Source organism: Allobosea psychrotolerans (genome assembly GCF_002917105.1).
GTDB classification, from domain to species: Bacteria; Pseudomonadota; Alphaproteobacteria; order Rhizobiales; family Beijerinckiaceae; genus Allobosea; species Allobosea psychrotolerans.
This window is the reverse complement of the sequence record NZ_PQFZ01000013.1, coordinates 108,542-124,074: the sequence shown is the minus strand read 5'-3', so window position 1 is coordinate 124,074 and position 15,533 is coordinate 108,542. Positions and strand designations below refer to the sequence as shown.

Below are 15,533 nucleotides of genomic sequence, written 5' to 3'. Positions count from 1 at the left end.
CAAGCGCAGATGAACGCGGCCGCATTGTCAGACCTGCCTTTCATGAACGCCTTTCCCTCGCCCTCCCTGGAGCAATGGCGGGGCGCGGTCGACAAGGTCCTGAAGGGCGCCGATTTCGAGAAGCGGCTGGTCGGCCGCAGCGCCGACGGCATCCGCATCGAGCCGCTTTATGCCGCCGCCAGCCCGACGCAGAGGCCGCTGCGCGCCGAGGCCGGCCGCTGGCATGTCGCGGCACGCGTCGACCATCCCGAACCGGCGCAAGCCCAGGAACTCGCCTTGGCCGATCTCGAAGGCGGGGCGGATTCGCTGGCGCTGTCCTTCGTGGGGGCGCGTGCGGCGCGCGGCCACGGGCTCGTCGCGGGCGATGTCGCCGCGCTCGATGCAGCGCTTGACGGCGTCATGCTGGAGCTGATCCGGCTGCGGCTCGACCCAGCCCCGCAGGGCCGCGTCAATGCGCTCCTGCTGGCGGCCCTGTTCGAGAAGCGCGGCATCGCGCCCGATCGCGGCGCGGTCGATTTCGGACTCGACCCGATCGGGCTGCTGGCGAGCGAAGGCGTCTTCGCCGCATCCTGGCCCGAGATCGGCCGCCGGCTGGCGGAGACGGTCCGGGCGCTGAGGGAGCGCGGCTTCAAGGGCCCCTTCCTCAGCGCCGACGCCCGGCTTTATCACGAGGCCGGGGCGAGCGAGGCGCAGGAACTCGGCGCTGCGCTTGCCACGGCGGTCGCCTATCTGCGCGCGCTCGAAGCGCAAGGCATGGCGCTGGATGAGGCGCGCGACGCGATCTCCTTCGTCCTCGTCGCCGACACCGACGAGTTCATGACCATCGCCAAGTTCCGCGCCGCCCGGCTGCTTTGGGAGCGCGTGCAGACGGCCTGCGGGCTCGCGCCGAAGCCGATGCCCCTGCATGCCGAGACCGCCTGGCGCTCGCTGACCAGGCGCGACCCTTGGGTCAATATGCTGCGCGGCACGATCGCGACCTTCTCGGCCGGGATCGGTGGCGCTGACAGCCTCACCGTCCTGCCCTTCACGGCGGCGCTCGGCCTGCCCGACGCTTTCGCCCGCCGCATCGCGCGCAACACCCAGCTCGTGCTGCTCGAAGAGGCCAATCTCTGGCGCGTCGCCGACCCCGCCGCCGGGGCCGGCAGCTTCGAGAGCCTGACCCAAGCGCTCTGCGAGCAGGGCTGGAGCAAGTTCCAGGACCTCGAGCGCGAGGCCCAGGGCGGCCTGCCGGGCATCGTCTCGGCCTTGACGAACGGCCATGTCCAGGCAGGCCTCGCCCGCCAGAGGGAGGCGCGCGCCAAGGCGATCGCCACGCGCCGCGAGCCGATCACCGGGACGAGCGAATTCGCCAATCTGAAAGAGGCCCCCGTCAGCGTGCTCGATGTCGCGCCCGCCGCGCGCCGGGCAGCCCGCCCCTCCGCGACCAAGGCGAGCACCCAGGACCAGGGCGACCTCATCGCCCGGCTGGCTCAGGGCGCGACGCGCGAGCAGGCGTTGAGCGCGCCGGAAGAGGCGCTGCGAGCCGAGCCCCTGCCCTCGCATCGTCTGGCCGAGGCGTTCGAGGCCCTGCGCGACAAGGCCGACGCCTTCCCCGAGCGCCCGACCGTCTTCCTGGCGACGCTGGGGCCGATCGCCGATTTCACCGCGCGCGCCGGCTTCGCCCGCAACCTGTTCGAGACCGGGGGGCTGGCGGCGCGCAGCGATGACGGCTTCGCCAAGGACGGTGCGACCGATCTTGCGGCCCTCGTCGCAGCCTACAAGGCATCGGGCGCGCGCCTCGCCTGCCTCTGCGGCTCGGATGAGCGCTATGCGGCGGAGGCGGCCGCAGCCGCCACGGTGCTCCAGCAAGCCGGCGCGACGATCTGGCTTGCAGGGCGGCCAGGCGAGAGCGAGGCCGCGCTCAGGGCGGCCGGTGTCAGCGACTTCATCCATGCCGGCTGCGATGTCGTGGCCCTGCTCGAAAGCGCGCTTGCCATCTCGGCATTGCCCGATTAGCGCAAATTTGCTATGAACACGATATCAGGATGGTCGTTTTCATTTTTGAACGAACTCGTGCGCGAGGAAGCCGACGCGCTCCCCGCCGATATGAGTTCGAAGCTATTCCGTTACGGAGCCTTGGTCGTCAGAGAAGGTCTGAGCGTCCATGTGGAAACTCCGCGAGCCCTCATCCTGAGGAGCGCTCCGCAGGAGCGCGTCTCGAAGGATGCTCCAGGAGGCTCCAGTGCAAGCTGGAGCATCCTTCGAGACGCCGCTTCGCGGCTCCTCAGGATGAGGGCTCACATGTCCAGACGAAGGAACTTCGCCTCGCGCGGGAGCGTGCCAGAAGCGTGACATGACAAAGAGCGTGACATGACAAAGGACCAGACACTCAGCGTTCGGGAATGGGGTCTCGCACAGATGAGCGACCCCGAGTTCAAGCGCGAATATGACGCGCTCGAAGAGGAATTCGCCCTGCTGACCTCGTTGATCCGCGCCCGCACCAGGGCCGGCCTGACGCAGGAAGAGCTTGCCCAGCGCATGGGCACGACGCAGTCCGTGATCGCGCGGCTCGAAAGCGGCCGTGGCAAGCCCTCGACCCGCACGCTGGAGCGCTACGCCCAGGCCACGGGCACCAAACTCAGGATCACATTGGAAGCCGCCGAGTGAGCACGACGCCCCCCATCGCCCTGACCATCGCCGGCTCCGATTCCAGCGGCGGCGCCGGTATCCAGGCCGATCTCAAGACCTTTGCGGCGCATCAGGTCTATGGCGCCAGCGTCATCGTCGCGCTGACCGCGCAGAACACGACCGGCGTGCGCGCGATCCATGCCGTGCCGGCAGATTTCGTCGCCCAGCAGCTCGACGCGGTGTTCGAGGATCTCGATGTCGCTGCCGTCAAGATCGGCATGCTGGCGACGGCAGAGCTGATCGAGACCGTCGCTGCCGGGCTGATCCGCCACAAGGCCCGCAACATCGTGCTCGACCCGGTGATGGTCGCGGCGTCGGGCGCGAAATTGCTGCAGGACGACGCCGTCGACGCGATCCGCCGCCAGCTCTTCCCGCTGGCGACGCTGATCACGCCGAACCTGCCGGAGGCCGCTACGCTGCTGCACACCGGCATCGCCGAGACCGATGCGGCAATCGACGAGCAGGCCGGCAAGCTTGCCGCGCTTGGAGCCCACAACGTCCTGATCAAGGGCGGGCATGGTGCGGGCGAGGTCAGCAGCGACCTCCTGCTGCTCTCCGGCGGCGCGCGCCAGCGCTTCAACGCGCCGCGCCTGGCGACGCGCAACACCCATGGCACGGGCTGCACCTTGTCGTCGGCGATCGCGGCGGGCCTCGCCAAGGGGCTCGCTTTGCCCGAGGCCGTCGCCCGGGCGAAGAGCTATATTTCGGCGGCCATCGCCGCCGCAGACCAGGTTCAGGTTGGCCATGGCCACGGACCGGTGCATCATTTCCACCATTGGTGGGATCAATCCGACGGGAGAAAGCCATGACCGCGATCCCGGATTTCACGACGCTGGCCTTTGCCGACGGCGCTCCCTTTGCGACGACCGCGCCCGCAACCGGTGCGGACTGGCTGACGCCGGAGGGCATTCCGGTGAAGCCGGTCTACGGGCCGCAGGACCGCGACGGCCTGCCCTTCGTCGACGCGTTGCCGGGCATCGCGCCCTATCTGCGCGGGCCTTACCCGACGATGTATGTCAACCAGCCCTGGACGATCCGGCAATATGCCGGCTTCTCCACGGCCGAGGATTCCAACGCCTTCTACCGGCGCAATCTCGCCGCCGGGCAGAAGGGCCTCTCGGTCGCCTTCGATCTCGCCACCCATCGCGGCTATGATTCGGACCATCCCCGCGTCGGCGGCGATGTCGGCATGGCCGGCGTCGCGATCGACTCGATCTACGACATGCGCACGCTGTTCTCCGGCATCCCGCTCGACCAGATGAGCGTCTCGATGACGATGAACGGCGCGGTCCTGCCGGTGCTGGCGCTCTATATCGTCGCGGCCGAAGAACAGGGCGTGCCGGCGGCCAAGCTCTCAGGGACCATCCAGAACGACATCCTCAAGGAGTTCATGGTCCGCAACACCTATATCTATCCGCCGACGCCTTCGATGCGGATCATCGGCGACATCTTCTCCTACACTTCGCAGAACATGCCGAAGTTCAATTCGATCTCGATCTCCGGCTATCACATGCAGGAGGCGGGAGCGACGCAGGACCTGGAGCTCGCCTATACGCTGGCCGACGGCGTCGAATATATCCGCGCCGGCCAGCGTGCGGGGTTGAGCGTCGATGTCTTCGCGCCGCGCCTGTCCTTCTTCTGGGCCATCGGCATGAACTTCTTCATGGAGGTGGCGAAGCTGCGCGCCGGCCGCCTGATCTGGGCCAAGCTCGTCAAGGATTTCGGCGCGCAGAGCGAAAAATCCCTGCCGCTGCGCACGCATTGCCAAACCTCGGGCTGGTCGCTGACGGCGCAGGACGTCTTCAACAATGTGCCGCGCACCATGATCGAGGCGATGGCGGCGACCCAGGGCCACACCCAGTCGCTGCACACCAATGCGCTCGACGAGGCGCTGGCGCTGCCGACCGACTTCTCCGCCCGCATCGCCCGCAACACCCAGATCCTGCTGCAGCAGGAGAGCGGCACGAGCCGCATCATCGATCCCTGGGGCGGCTCCTATTATGTCGAGCGCCTCACCGCCGAGCTTGCGGCGAAAGCCTGGGCGCATATCCAGGAGGTCGAGGCGCTCGGCGGCATGGCCAAGGCGATCGAGGCCGGCATCCCGAAGCTGCGCATCGAGGAGGCCGCCGCCAAGACCCAGGCCCGCATCGATGGCGGCCAGCAGGCGATCATCGGCGTCAACATGTTCAAGCCTGAGAACGAGGCCATGATCGACGTGCTCAAGGTCGACAACGCCTCGGTGCGCAAGCAGCAGCTCGAGAAGCTCCGCCGGCTCAAGGCCGAGCGCGTCGAGGCCGACGTTCAGGCTGCGCTCGCCGCGCTGACCCATGGCGCGAAGGGCGACGCCAACCTGCTCGACCTCGCGGTCAAGGCGGCGCGCGCGAAAGCCACCGTCGGCGAGATCTCGATGGCGATGGAGCAGGTCTTCGGCCGCCACCGGGCCGAGATCAAGTCGATCTCGGGCGTCTACAAGCGGGAGGTCGGCACCATGAACCCAGCCGTGACACGCGTGCAGATGATGACTCAGGCCTTCGAGGAGGCCGATGGCCGCCGGCCGCGCATCCTCGTCGCCAAGATGGGACAGGACGGGCATGACCGCGGCCAGAAGGTCATCGCCTCCGCCTTCGCCGATCTCGGCTTCGACGTCGATATCGGGCCGCTCTTCGCCACCCCCGACGAGGCGGCGCGCCAGGCGGTCGAGAACGACGTCCATATCGTCGGCGTCTCCTCGCTCGCGGCGGGGCATCTCACTTTGGTGCCGGAGCTGAAAAGCGCGCTCGCCAAGGCCGGCCGGCCCGACATCATGATCGTCGTCGGCGGCGTGATCCCGTCGCAGGATTTCGAGGCGCTCTACGAGGCCGGCGCCAGCGCGATCTTCCCGCCCGGCACGGTCATCGCCGATGCGGCCGAGAAGCTGCTGGAGGAGCTGAACCAGCGGCTCGGCTACACGCAAAAATCAGCCGCCGAGTAATCCCGGCGGCTGGATATCGTTCGCGCAATCGGGCGAGCGATCAGTTATACCCGCCCGTTCCCTGCCCCCTGGGAGAGGTCTCGTAGGTCTGCCCGCCCGGCAATTCGCGGCCCGGCGGCGTGTAGAAGCGCCGCCCGTCCGGCAGAACCCCGGCGCGGCCGAGGCCGCCCGGGCCGGCAGGCACGTTATAGCTTCGCCCATAAGTTCGCCCATAAGCAGGCCGCTGCGGGCGATAGGCGCGCTCGCGGTAATGCCGGCGCTGGCCGTAATAGGGGCGATCATAGTCGCGCCACTGAGCCTGAGCCGAACTCGGCGCGGCCACGCCGCCCAGGCCGACGAAGCCTGCGCCGAGAACCAGCGTCGTCGCGGCAGCGATGAGGGTCTTGCGGATCATGATCGTGGTCCTCGTTTCCATCACAGAAACCTCCCGCTCAGCTGTTTTGTTCCATTTGGCGAAACATGCCGCAACGCCCGAGAAGCGGCAGGCGCAAGCGCGCCCGCCGCCTGATGCCTTAACTCAGCGCCAGCCATAGCCATAGGGCGGCGGCGGTGCGCGGAAGCCGCGGCCCTCATATTGATGGTGCCAATAGCGCCGGCCCCAATAGCCGTGGACGACGGGCGGCGCCGGGCGCCAACCATAGTCCGCACGCTCATAGCCGCGCCCATAGCGGCCGTCGAAGGCGCTCGCGGATGTGATCGGCGCGAAGCTCGCGACAGCCAGCGCCGCAGCGCCGATGGCGAGGGTGGAGAGGCCGGCGAATGTGCGGAACATGGTCCCTATCCTGTCTGACGGCGAAGGACACCCCCTCGCCTGACCTGGACATTCGCATGCCGGGGCTGAACGGGGCTTGAGGCCGCCATTCACCTGCTATTTATCCGCGCCGGCCATCCGCTCGCGCTTGAGCAGGAGCGAGGCTGCGATCACGGCGACAGCGACCGCGCCGATCATCAAGGTGCAGGCGGCGTTGATCTCGGGGGAGACGCCGAGCCGTACGGCTGAATAAAGCCGCATCGGCAGGGTCGTCGCGCCCGGCCCGGTGGTGAAGCTCGCGATTACGAGGTCGTCGAGCGAGAGCGTGAGGGCGAGCATCCAGGCCGCCGCGACCGCCGGCCAGATCAATGGCAAGGTCACGGTCCAGAAGGTCATAAGCGGTGTCGCGCCCAGATCCTGCGCCGCCTCCTCGAGCGAGCGGTCGAAACCGACGAGCCGCGCCTGGATGACGATGCAGGCGAAACCCAGGCTGAAGGTCGCGTGGGCGATCGTCACGGTCCAGAAGCCGCGCTCGATTTCAGCCGCGACGAAGAGCAGGAGCAGCGACAGGCCGGTGATGACCTCCGGCATGACGAGCGGCGCCAGCACCATGCCGGAGAACAGGGTCCGGCCGCGAAACCGGCCATGGCGCGCCAGCGCCAGGGCCGCAAGCGTGCCCAGCACCGTGGCCAGCGTCGCCGAGACGCAGGCCAGTCGCAGGCTCAGCCAGGCGGCGTCGAGCAGCGGCTCGTTGCGCATGAGCGCGCCATACCAATGCGTCGAGAACCCGCCCCAGACGGTGACGAGGCGCGAGGCGTTGAAGGAATAGGCGATGAGCGCCAGGATCGGCAAATAGAGGAAGGCGAAACCGGCGACGAGCGCCAGGATGAGGCCAGGTCCGAGCCGTTTCATGCCGCCCCTCCCCGCGCGAGGCGCGCGCGCTGGAGCAGCACCAGCGGCAGGACCAGCAGGACGAGGAGCACGACCGCCACCGCCGAGGCGAGCGGCCAGTCGCGGTTCGAGAAGAACTCCGTCCACAGCGCCTTGCCGATCATGATGGTGTCGGGGCCGCCGAGCAGATCGGGAATGACGAACTCGCCGACCGCCGGAATGAAGACGAGCGCGCAGCCGGCGAGCACGCCGGGGATGGAGAGCGGCAAGGTCACGGTCAGGAAGGCGGTCCACGGCCTGGCGCCGAGATCGGCGGCGGCCTCGAGCAGGGAGCGATCGAGCTTCTCGAGCTCAGCAAAGAGCGGCAGCACCATGAAGGGCAGATAGGAATAGACCATGCCGATCAGCACGGCGGCCTCGGTGTTCATCAGCCTGAGCGGCTCCCGCGTCAGGCCAAGGCCCATCAGCGCCGCGTCCAGCAAACCATCGGGCCGCAGGATGCCGATCCAGGCGTAGACGCGGATCAGGAAGGAGGTCCAGAACGGCAGGATGACGAGCACGAGCAAGGCGCCTCGCCAGCTTTTGGGAGCGGACGCCATCGCATAGGCAAGCGGATAGCCGATCGCGAGCGCAAGCAAGGTCGTCAGGCCGGCGATGCGCAAGGAATAGAGATAGCTCTGCCAGTAGAGCGCGTCGTCGGCGAGCAGGCGGAGATTATCGAGATCGAGCGCGGCCAGGAACTCTCCGATCGCAGCGAAACCTGCGAAATGCGGCGCATAGGGCGGCAGTGCCGTGTCGGCATGCGAGAACGCCATGCGCAGCACGATCGCGAAGGGCACGAGGAAAAAGGCGAGCAGCCAGAGATAGGGGATCAGTGGCACGAGCCAGCCGAGCCGCTGGCGGGAGGTGGCGCTCATGACACCAGCCCCTCTCTAAAGCTCCCATGCGCCGCTTGCCGCAGAACGCGCGGGGAATCCCTCTCCTGCAAGGAGAGGGGCAGGGGTGAGGTGTAGGCCCATTGACCAGTCAAGCGCGACCCTCACAGCGAAGCAGCGGTAAGGTCACGGCTAAAGCATCAAACGGCCTACCCCTCACCCTGCCCTCTCCCTTCGGGAGAGGGTTCTCCGCGCCCATTCCGGTCGAAGGGAGCGTGAAATTCTTCATGGCGCCAGAGCCAGCCCGGCTTCGACGTCCCAGGACAGCCAGACCGCATCGTCCCAGGCGAAGGGCCGCTCGATCCGCCTTGTGCGGTTGGCCAGCGCAACCTTCAAAAGCGTGCCGCCTTCGCCGCCGACCATGACCTGGATCATGGTGACGTCGCCGAGATAGCCGATGTCCCAGATCTCGCCCCTGACCTTGTTGAGGCCTTGCGCCGGCTCGTCATGGCTGAGCGCGATCTTCTCCGGCCGCAAGCCGACAAGCAGTGTGTCGCCCAGCGCGAAGCCGGGCGCATCCTCATCCAGCTCGAGCGGACCTGCGACAGCGCTCTCGACCCTGACGAGATCGCCCTCGACGGCCGAGACGCGCCCCTCCAGGACATTGATGTCGCCGACGAACTCGGCGACATAGCGACTGACCGGAGCCTCATAGATCACATCCGGCGGCCCGATCTGGACCAGCCGGCCATGGTCCATCACCGCCATGCGGTCGGCCATCGTCATCGCCTCGTCCTGATCATGGGTGACGACCATGAAAGCGGTGCCGAGCGTGCTCTGCAGATCCATCAGTTCGAACTGCGTCGCCTCGCGCAATTTGCGGTCGAGCGCTGCCATGGGCTCGTCGAGCAGCAGGAGCTTTGGCCGCTTGGCGAGCGAACGGGCAAGCGCGACGCGCTGGCGCTGCCCGCCGGAGAGCTGGTCGGGCCGGCGCGCGCCGAGCCCCTCGAGCTTCACCAGCGCCAGCATCTCCGCGACGCGGCGAGCGATCTCGGGCCTGGCTAAGCCCTCGCGCCTCAGCCCGTAGCCGATATTGTCGGCAACGCTGAGATGCGGAAACAGCGCATAGGACTGGAACATCATGTTGACCGGGCGCAGATGCGGCGGCACGGCAGTGATGTCGACGCCGTCGAGCAGGATCGCGCCGGAATCGGGCCGCTCGAACCCCGCCAGCATCCGCATCAGCGTGGTCTTGCCGCAGCCGGAAGGGCCGAGCAGGGCGAAGAATTCGCGCGGATAGAGCGAAAGCGACAGCCCATCGACCGCCGTCACGGGCCCGAAGCGCTTGGTGACATTGCGGAACTCCACCAGCGGGCGCGCCTGCGGGTCGTTCCAGGGCTGGAAGGCGCGGCGCACGCTGCCCGGCGAGGCCTTGCGCTTGGCGAACGTCCCCTGCCCCATTGCCGTGCTCACCTGGCCCCGTTCACGTGCCGCTCGCTCACTTGCCGCCCGGTCACTTGCCCGTCTTGACGCGGGTCCAGAGCCGGTTGACCAGCCTTTGCGACTTCTGGTCGTAGGGCGTGATCGTATAGAGCCGCGCCATTACGGCTTCCGGCGGGTAGATGCCGGGATTGCCGCGCACCGAGGCCGAGAGCAAGGGCTGCGAGGCGAGGTTGCCATTGGCATATTGGATGAAGTCGGAGTTCTTCGCCGCCATGGCCGGGCGGTTGACGAAATCGATGAAGGCCAGCGCCGCCTCGGGGTTGCCCGCATCCTTCGGGATGACGAAGGAATCGAACCACATCAAGGCGCCCTCCTTCGGGATGGCATAGGCGATCTCGACCTTGTTCTTGGCCTCCTCGGCCCGCTTCCTGGCCTGCAGCACATCACCGGAATAGCCGACGGCGAGGCAGATATCGCCGTTTGCCAGCGCGTTGATGTATTCCGAGGAATGGAATTTCTGGATGTGCGGCCGGATCTTGCGCAGCAATTCGCCGGCCTTGTTGAGGTCCGCCTCGGCCTTGGAATCCGGGTTCAGTCCGAGATAGCGCAGAGCGGCCGGGAACATCTCCTCGACGGCATCCAGCACATGCACCCCGCAATTTGAGAGCTTCTTGAGCTGCTCGGGCTCGAAGATGATCTTCCAGCTGTCGATCACGGCGTCTGGCCCGAGCCGCTCCTTGATCTTGGCGACGTTGTAGCCGATGCCGGTGGTGCCCCACATATAGTTGACGGCGTATTTGTTGCCGGGATCATATTTGGCGAGCCGCCCTTGAATCTCCGGCCAGGCGTTTTTCAGATTCGGAACCTTGCTGGCGTCGATCGGCGCATAGAGCCCGAGCGGGATATGGCGCGGCAGGAAGGAGGCCGTGACCACGATCAGGTCATAGCCGGTCTTGCCGGCGAGCAGCTTGGTCTCGACCGTCTCCATCTGGTCGAAGGTGTCGTAGACGACTGTGATCCCGGTCTCCTTCTTGAAGGCATCAAGCACTTCGGGATCGACATAATCGGACCAGTTATAGATCCGCAGCTCCTTGGTCTGCGCGTTTGCAGCGCCCCCAGCGAGAAGCGCGAACCCCATCGCCGCGCCCGCAAGAACTCCCTTCGCCCAACCACACTCAGTCATCGAAAGCCTGCTCCCCCTTGTCGCAATCGCCGCGCAAGCTAGAGCAGGATACGAAAAAGTGGAAACCGGTTTTTCGCATCAATCCTGCTCTAACTCTTTGATGAGAGACGGATTCAGATGTCAGATGGGATCACTTTGTGAGCCCATCTGACATCATCCGGCTCTTGCAGCTTGCTCGCGCGCCTCAAGTCATTGTGATCGCGGCACGACGCGCAGTCGTCGCGGCCGCGACCTTGCGATGCAACATGGCGGCCACATATCCTGGTGGATGCATCACCTGCGCCGCTTCCTCACGTTTTTTGCCATCCTGTTCCTGCTGCCGGTGGCGACCCACGCCGCCTGGTGGTCGTTGCAGGCCAATGCCAGCGACTGGCGCGGGGCCGACTGGTCAAGCGCCAGGCTCCTGCCGACAGCCGCGAGCGAACCGGAGGCGGTGGTACATGTCTTCGCCGCCCGCGTCGGGCGCTGGCGCGGCATCTTCGCGCATCATTCCTGGATCGTGGTGAAGGAGAAGGGCGCCGGCACCTACACCCGCTTCGACGTCGTCGGCTGGGGCACGCCGGTGCGCGTCAACCTGCGCGAGGCCGATGGCCGCTGGTTCGGCAACGCACCTGAACCCGTCGCCGAAATCCGGGGCGAGCAAGCCGAACGCATGATCCCGCGCATCCGCGCCGCCGTTACCGATTACGCCTATCCCGCGCCGGGCAGCTATCTCGCCTGGCCCGGCCCGAACTCGAACAGCTTCGTCCAGCATGTGCTGGCCGAGGTTCCCGAACTCTCCCAGGCCCTGCCGTCGACGGCGATCGGCAAGGATTGGCGCGATGAGGGGCTCTTCGCCGGGTTCACCCCGAGCCGCACCGGCGTGCAGGCCTCGCTCTTCGGCCTTGCCGGCGTGACGCTGGGCTGGGTCGAAGGCGTGGAGCTCAACCTTCTCGGCCTCGTCGCCGGCCTCGACCTGCGCCACCCCGCCCTCAAGCTGCCGGGCTGGGGGCGCGTGGGTTTCTAGAGCCCTTGCTCGGAAATACCGCGTCATCCCAGGCGAAGCGGAGCGCCGGGATCCCAAGCGCGTCACGGTCGGGCTTGACCCGGCCATCTCGTAAACCAGAGCGCTCTGGCCAGGAGATTCTCTGGTCATGAGATTCTCGGGGCGCAAGCCTGACAATGACGCTCTCCAGCTGCCGACACGCTTGCGCAGCCCTATGACGAATGGTTAGTTTCAGCCCGCTGCCAACCGAAGCTGCCTGGCTCCAAGGGCCTGCCATGACGGAGCGATTGCATGCCGTGGCCTGATCTGACGATCGGCGGGCGCGATCAGCCCTCCTGGATCATCAAGCCGCGCGCCGACGCGCGCGCAAATCTGGCAGTCGTCTCGGAGCAGCCCGCAGCCAAAGGCCAGCCCGTCGCCCAGGACCATCGCCCGCCTGCCTGGCTGAGGGAAAGACCGCTCGATTTCGCGGCCTTCGGCCGGCAATTGAACAAGGCCTTGTCCAGCCATGCGCGCCTCGATGTCGAGGCCTGGCTGGCGCTGGTCGAGACCGTGCCCTGGTCGCTGCAGGACTATGTCTGGCGCGCCGCCGAGATCCGCCTGGGCAAGGTGGCCAAGGCTGCGCTGCGCAGGCGCGACAACCGGGCGCTGTGGGAGCAGATCGAGGCGGTGCGGCTGTGCAGGCCCGATGGCGGCAAGCTCTACTTTCAGACGCCGAAGCAGCAATTCGATGCCTACGCCGCCGTGTTCCGGCGTTTTGCGAGCCCGATGGCGCGAGCCTATTTCAGGGGCGGCATGGTCTCGCTTTTGTCCCTGCGCAATGAAACGAGTACGCTCGCGCATCACGGCGAGGGCTCCTATGACGACAGGCTCGTCGTCCTGCGCAGGATCGGATCGACAGGGATGTCGACGATCTTTCCGATTTGCACCGAGCCCGGCGCCCAGTATTCGCAACGTGCCTCCAGCCGGCAGGACCGGCGCTATGGCGGCGTGCATTTCAACAAGATCGACGGCGAAGACATCAACAGCGACAAGATCAGGGATCTCGGCCGGCTGATCGAGGGCACCTATCACTATTACGAGAAACCAGGGGGGCATGTCGGCGCCCGCGCCTTCCAGACCAAGATCACACAGGTCGTCGAGCGCGACACCGACGGCGACGGGCGCTTCACCACGGCCGACCCCAGCCGGATCGACCCCAGGAAGGCCGGCACCTCGATGTTTATCCACCAGGGCGGCAAGGACAGCGTGCTCGAGCCCGACACCTGGTCCGCCGGCTGCCAGACCATCCCCTCGAACCGCTTCAAGGCGTTCCTGGCGACGGTCGGAAAGCCGTCTTCGCTGTTCTACGTGCTCGTCAACGCGGCGCGCTGACGCCATGCCCACGCCGCCGATCGGAAAGAGCCTGTTGGGAAACTCCAGCCCTCATCCTGAGGAGCCGCGAAGCGGCGTCTCGAAGGATGCTCCAGATAGTTCCGGAGCCTCCTGGAGCATCCTTCGAGACGCCATTCCCAAGGGAATGGCTCCTCAGGATGAGGGCTCGGGGGGCCAAACAGCCTCTAAAAGCCTTCCTGCGCTAGCCGCGGCCATCATCGCCTCGGCCTGGTCGGTCGCGACGGCCTGCGCCCAGGAGCGCCCGATCGAGGCCCCGCCCGGCGAAACCGCCTGCGCGATCGGCGCCTTCGTCACCGAGACCGATCCCGCCGGCCTCAATGTCCGCTCGGGGCCAGGGACGGGCTTCGGCATCGTCGGGCGGCTGCCGCCCGTGACGCTCAGCAAGGAGATCGAAGGGCTCTCCGTGATGGTCGAGGTCGAGATCACGGCCGGCGCCAAGGGCTGGTTCCGCATCCGCAACGCCCGCGACAACGCGCAGCTGACCGGCGCGCGCGAGCGGGCGATGTATGGCGGGCGAGGCTGGGTCAGCGGCCAGAAGCTGACCGTCAAGACGCAAAGCCAGGCCGGCCGGGCCCAGCCGAGCGAGAAGGCGGCCATCGTGCTCGGCACTGAGGCCGGGCTGACGCTCGACAATGACGGCTTGCGGGCTGTAGGACGGCTGATCGGCTGCCAGGGCAAATGGGCCCTGGTCGAGTTCGGGCCCCTGCCCGCCGGCGACGCCCTGGGGCAGCGGCTCGATATCGCGCCCACCGCGCAGAGCGGGCTGCCGCCGGGCCGCTTCCGGGCCTGGCTCAACCAGATCTGCGCGATTCAGGAAACCAGCTGCAGCGGGTTCTAGAGCGTCGTGAATTGCCCCGCCACCGTCATTCCGGGGCAGGCCGCAGGCCTGAGCCCGGAACCCAGAACCGACGGAACTGGGATTCAGGCCTCATCATCGGCAGCGCTTATCTCGTCACCACCTGTGGTTCTGGGTTCCGGGCTCGACCCTACGGGTCGCCCCGGAATGACGGCGTGGTTCAGACTGAAATCATCAGCCTCCAACGCCGCCGCCTAGCATCCCGCCTCAGACCGCCTCCAGCGCCTGCGCCAGATCCGAGATCAGGTCCTCGATATTCTCGATTCCCACCGAGATGCGGATCAGCGCATCGGTCAGGCCGATCTCCTCGCGCAGTTCCCTCGCCACGCCCGAATGCGTCATCGCGGCGGGGTGCGAGACCAGCGTCTCCGTGCCGCCGAGCGAGACCGCGAGCTTCATGATCTGCAGGTTGTCGAGCAGCGCGAAAGCCTCCTTCTCGCCGCCCTTGACGTCGAAGGCGAAGGTCGAGCCGGCGGCCGTGCATTGCCGGTCGAACACCGCCTTGCGCGGGTCGCCATCCCGGAGATCGCCGAGATAATGCACCTTGGCCACCTTGGGATGGCTGGAGAGATACTCCGCCACCAGCTTGGCGTTCTCATTGGCGCGGCTCATGCGGATATCGAGCGTCTCCAGCGAGCGCATCAGCATCCAGCAGGAGTTCGGATCGAGCTGCGTGCCGAGCGAGCCGCGCCAGCTCTTGACCTGCCGCACCAGCGCGTCCGAGCCGCTGATCGAGCCGCCGACGAGGTCGCTATGGCCGCCGACATATTTGGTCAGCGAGAGCAGCGAGAGATCGGCGCCCTGCTTCAGCGGCTTCTGGTATTTCGGGCCGAGCATGGTGTTGTCGACCACGACGGGCGGGCGGTGGCCCTGGGACTTCTCCAGCTCATCGGCGATCATGGCGCAGGCGGCGAGATCGACCAGCCCGTTGGTCGGGTTCGCCGGCGTCTCGACCAGAATCATGCCGACGCGCCCCTTGGCGGCCGCGGCCTTGGCGGTGTCGCGCATCTGCGCGATGTCGAGGCCGTCGGTGAAGCCGAAGGGCGTGACGCCGAAGGCGCCCATCTGGTTCTTCAGCAGCGTCTCGGTGCCGCCATAGAGCGGGCGCGAATGGATGACGGTGTCGCCCGGGCGCAGGAAGGCGAAGCAGGTTGTGGCGATCGCGGCCATGCCGCTGGCGAAGACCGCGCATTTCTCGGCCTCGTCCCAGATCGCCAGGCGATCCTCGAGGATCTCCATATTGGGGTGGTTGAAGCGCGAATAGACCAGGCCCGGCTTTTCGCCGGGCTTGGGCCGGCGCCGGCCGGAGGTGAAGTCGAAGAAATCCTTGCCCTGCTGGGCGTTCTGGAAGACGAAGGTCGAGGTCAGGAAGATCGGCGGCTTGAGCGAGCCTTCCGACATCGCCGGCGAATAGCCGAAGCCCATCATCAGCGTTTCCGGATGGAGCTTGCGGTTGGCGATCCGGTCCTTGTGGTAGCTGTCTTCGCTCATCGATTATGTCCTCCGCGGCGGCACG

14 protein-coding genes are annotated in these 15,533 nt (G+C 66.9%); 7 read left to right on the top strand and 7 right to left on the bottom strand.

Annotated elements, in window-relative coordinates; translation table 11 throughout:
* Window positions 1-9 precede the first annotated feature (9 nt).
* The 4 genes from CYD53_RS20375 to scpA all read left to right on the top strand — a co-directional run bounded on the left by CYD53_RS20375 (window position 10) and on the right by scpA (window position 5,638).
* Window positions 10-1,995, top strand: coding sequence for a methylmalonyl-CoA mutase subunit beta (locus CYD53_RS20375; RefSeq protein ID WP_245928350.1), 1,986 nt, complete (start codon window positions 10-12; stop codon window positions 1,993-1,995).
* Window positions 1,996-2,349: 354 nt separating this feature from the next.
* Window positions 2,350-2,646, top strand: coding sequence for a helix-turn-helix domain-containing protein (locus tag CYD53_RS20370; RefSeq protein WP_103719913.1), 297 nt, complete (start codon window positions 2,350-2,352; stop codon window positions 2,644-2,646).
* Complete coding sequence (thiD, locus tag CYD53_RS20365) at window positions 2,643-3,476, top strand: bifunctional hydroxymethylpyrimidine kinase/phosphomethylpyrimidine kinase (protein ID WP_103719912.1); 834 nt, start codon at window positions 2,643-2,645, stop codon at window positions 3,474-3,476. The genes CYD53_RS20370 and thiD overlap by 4 nt, the downstream gene beginning before the upstream one ends.
* Window positions 3,473-5,638: a methylmalonyl-CoA mutase gene (scpA, locus tag CYD53_RS20360; protein WP_103719911.1), complete on the top strand. Its 2,166-nt coding sequence runs from the start codon at window positions 3,473-3,475 to the stop codon at window positions 5,636-5,638. Before thiD ends, scpA begins: the two co-directional genes overlap by 4 nt.
* Window positions 5,639-5,678: 40 nt before the next feature.
* Here the strand turns inward: scpA and CYD53_RS20355 are convergent, their stop codons facing one another.
* The 6 genes from CYD53_RS20355 to CYD53_RS20330 all read right to left on the bottom strand — a co-directional run bounded on the left by CYD53_RS20355 (window position 5,679) and on the right by CYD53_RS20330 (window position 10,736).
* Window positions 5,679-6,053 (bottom strand): hypothetical protein, encoded by a 375-nt coding sequence (locus tag CYD53_RS20355; protein WP_103719910.1) that lies wholly within the window; start codon window positions 6,051-6,053, stop codon window positions 5,679-5,681.
* 102 nt (window positions 6,054-6,155) lie between these two features.
* Window positions 6,156-6,410, bottom strand: coding sequence for a hypothetical protein (locus CYD53_RS20350; protein WP_103719909.1), 255 nt, complete (start codon window positions 6,408-6,410; stop codon window positions 6,156-6,158).
* A 96-nt stretch (window positions 6,411-6,506) separates the two neighbouring features.
* Complete coding sequence (locus CYD53_RS20345) at window positions 6,507-7,301, bottom strand: ABC transporter permease (protein ID WP_103719908.1); 795 nt, start codon at window positions 7,299-7,301, stop codon at window positions 6,507-6,509.
* The gene (locus tag CYD53_RS20340; protein ID WP_103719907.1) at window positions 7,298-8,197 is read right to left on the bottom strand and encodes an ABC transporter permease; all 900 of its coding nucleotides are present in this window, start codon (window positions 8,195-8,197) and stop codon (window positions 7,298-7,300) included. Before CYD53_RS20340 ends, CYD53_RS20345 begins: the two co-directional genes overlap by 4 nt.
* A 243-nt stretch (window positions 8,198-8,440) precedes the next feature.
* Complete coding sequence (locus CYD53_RS20335) at window positions 8,441-9,616, bottom strand: ABC transporter ATP-binding protein (RefSeq protein WP_103719906.1); 1,176 nt, start codon at window positions 9,614-9,616, stop codon at window positions 8,441-8,443.
* A 52-nt stretch (window positions 9,617-9,668) separates the two neighbouring features.
* Window positions 9,669-10,736 (bottom strand): polyamine ABC transporter substrate-binding protein, encoded by a 1,068-nt coding sequence (locus CYD53_RS20330; RefSeq protein WP_245928349.1) that lies wholly within the window; start codon window positions 10,734-10,736, stop codon window positions 9,669-9,671.
* Between the two features lie 283 nt (window positions 10,737-11,019).
* On the opposite strand from CYD53_RS20330, the gene CYD53_RS20325 reads away from it, so the two are divergent.
* From CYD53_RS20325 to CYD53_RS20315, 3 genes are all read left to right on the top strand, one after another.
* Complete coding sequence (locus tag CYD53_RS20325) at window positions 11,020-11,787, top strand: DUF3750 domain-containing protein (protein ID WP_425428326.1); 768 nt, start codon at window positions 11,020-11,022, stop codon at window positions 11,785-11,787.
* Window positions 11,788-12,057: 270 nt separating this feature from the next.
* Window positions 12,058-13,140 carry a hypothetical protein gene (locus tag CYD53_RS20320; protein WP_103719903.1) on the top strand — a complete coding sequence of 361 codons (1,083 nt, stop codon included), beginning with the start codon at window positions 12,058-12,060 and terminating at the stop codon, window positions 13,138-13,140.
* Window positions 13,141-13,285: 145 nt separating this feature from the next.
* Window positions 13,286-13,999, top strand: a complete 714-nt coding sequence (locus tag CYD53_RS20315; protein WP_103719902.1) for an SH3 domain-containing protein — start codon at window positions 13,286-13,288, stop codon at window positions 13,997-13,999.
* Between the two features lie 225 nt (window positions 14,000-14,224).
* On the opposite strand, the gene CYD53_RS20310 is transcribed toward CYD53_RS20315, so the two are convergent.
* Window positions 14,225-15,508 (bottom strand): cystathionine gamma-synthase family protein, encoded by a 1,284-nt coding sequence (locus tag CYD53_RS20310; RefSeq protein ID WP_103719901.1) that lies wholly within the window; start codon window positions 15,506-15,508, stop codon window positions 14,225-14,227.
* Window positions 15,509-15,533 lie beyond the last annotated feature (25 nt).

Bases quoted from the DNA above. Each gene is read 5' to 3' on its own strand.
- CYD53_RS20375 (WP_245928350.1), top strand. From the start codon at position 10: ATGAACGCGGCCGCATTGTCAGACCTGCCTTTCATGAACGCCTTTCCC.
- CYD53_RS20370 (WP_103719913.1), top strand. From the start codon at position 2,350: ATGACAAAGGACCAGACACTCAGCGTTCGGGAATGGGGTCTCGCACAG.
- scpA (WP_103719911.1), top strand. From the start codon at position 3,473: ATGACCGCGATCCCGGATTTCACGACGCTGGCCTTTGCCGACGGCGCT.
- CYD53_RS20355 (WP_103719910.1), bottom strand. From the start codon at position 6,053: ATGGAAACGAGGACCACGATCATGATCCGCAAGACCCTCATCGCTGCC.
- CYD53_RS20350 (WP_103719909.1), bottom strand. From the start codon at position 6,410: ATGTTCCGCACATTCGCCGGCCTCTCCACCCTCGCCATCGGCGCTGCG.
- CYD53_RS20345 (WP_103719908.1), bottom strand. From the start codon at position 7,301: ATGAAACGGCTCGGACCTGGCCTCATCCTGGCGCTCGTCGCCGGTTTC.
- CYD53_RS20340 (WP_103719907.1), bottom strand. From the start codon at position 8,197: ATGAGCGCCACCTCCCGCCAGCGGCTCGGCTGGCTCGTGCCACTGATC.
- CYD53_RS20335 (WP_103719906.1), bottom strand. From the start codon at position 9,616: ATGGGGCAGGGGACGTTCGCCAAGCGCAAGGCCTCGCCGGGCAGCGTG.
- CYD53_RS20330 (WP_245928349.1), bottom strand. From the start codon at position 10,736: ATGGGGTTCGCGCTTCTCGCTGGGGGCGCTGCAAACGCGCAGACCAAG.
- CYD53_RS20325 (WP_425428326.1), top strand. From the start codon at position 11,020: ATGCAACATGGCGGCCACATATCCTGGTGGATGCATCACCTGCGCCGC.
- CYD53_RS20320 (WP_103719903.1), top strand. From the start codon at position 12,058: ATGCCGTGGCCTGATCTGACGATCGGCGGGCGCGATCAGCCCTCCTGG.
- CYD53_RS20315 (WP_103719902.1), top strand. From the start codon at position 13,286: ATGGCTCCTCAGGATGAGGGCTCGGGGGGCCAAACAGCCTCTAAAAGC.
- CYD53_RS20310 (WP_103719901.1), bottom strand. From the start codon at position 15,508: ATGAGCGAAGACAGCTACCACAAGGACCGGATCGCCAACCGCAAGCTC.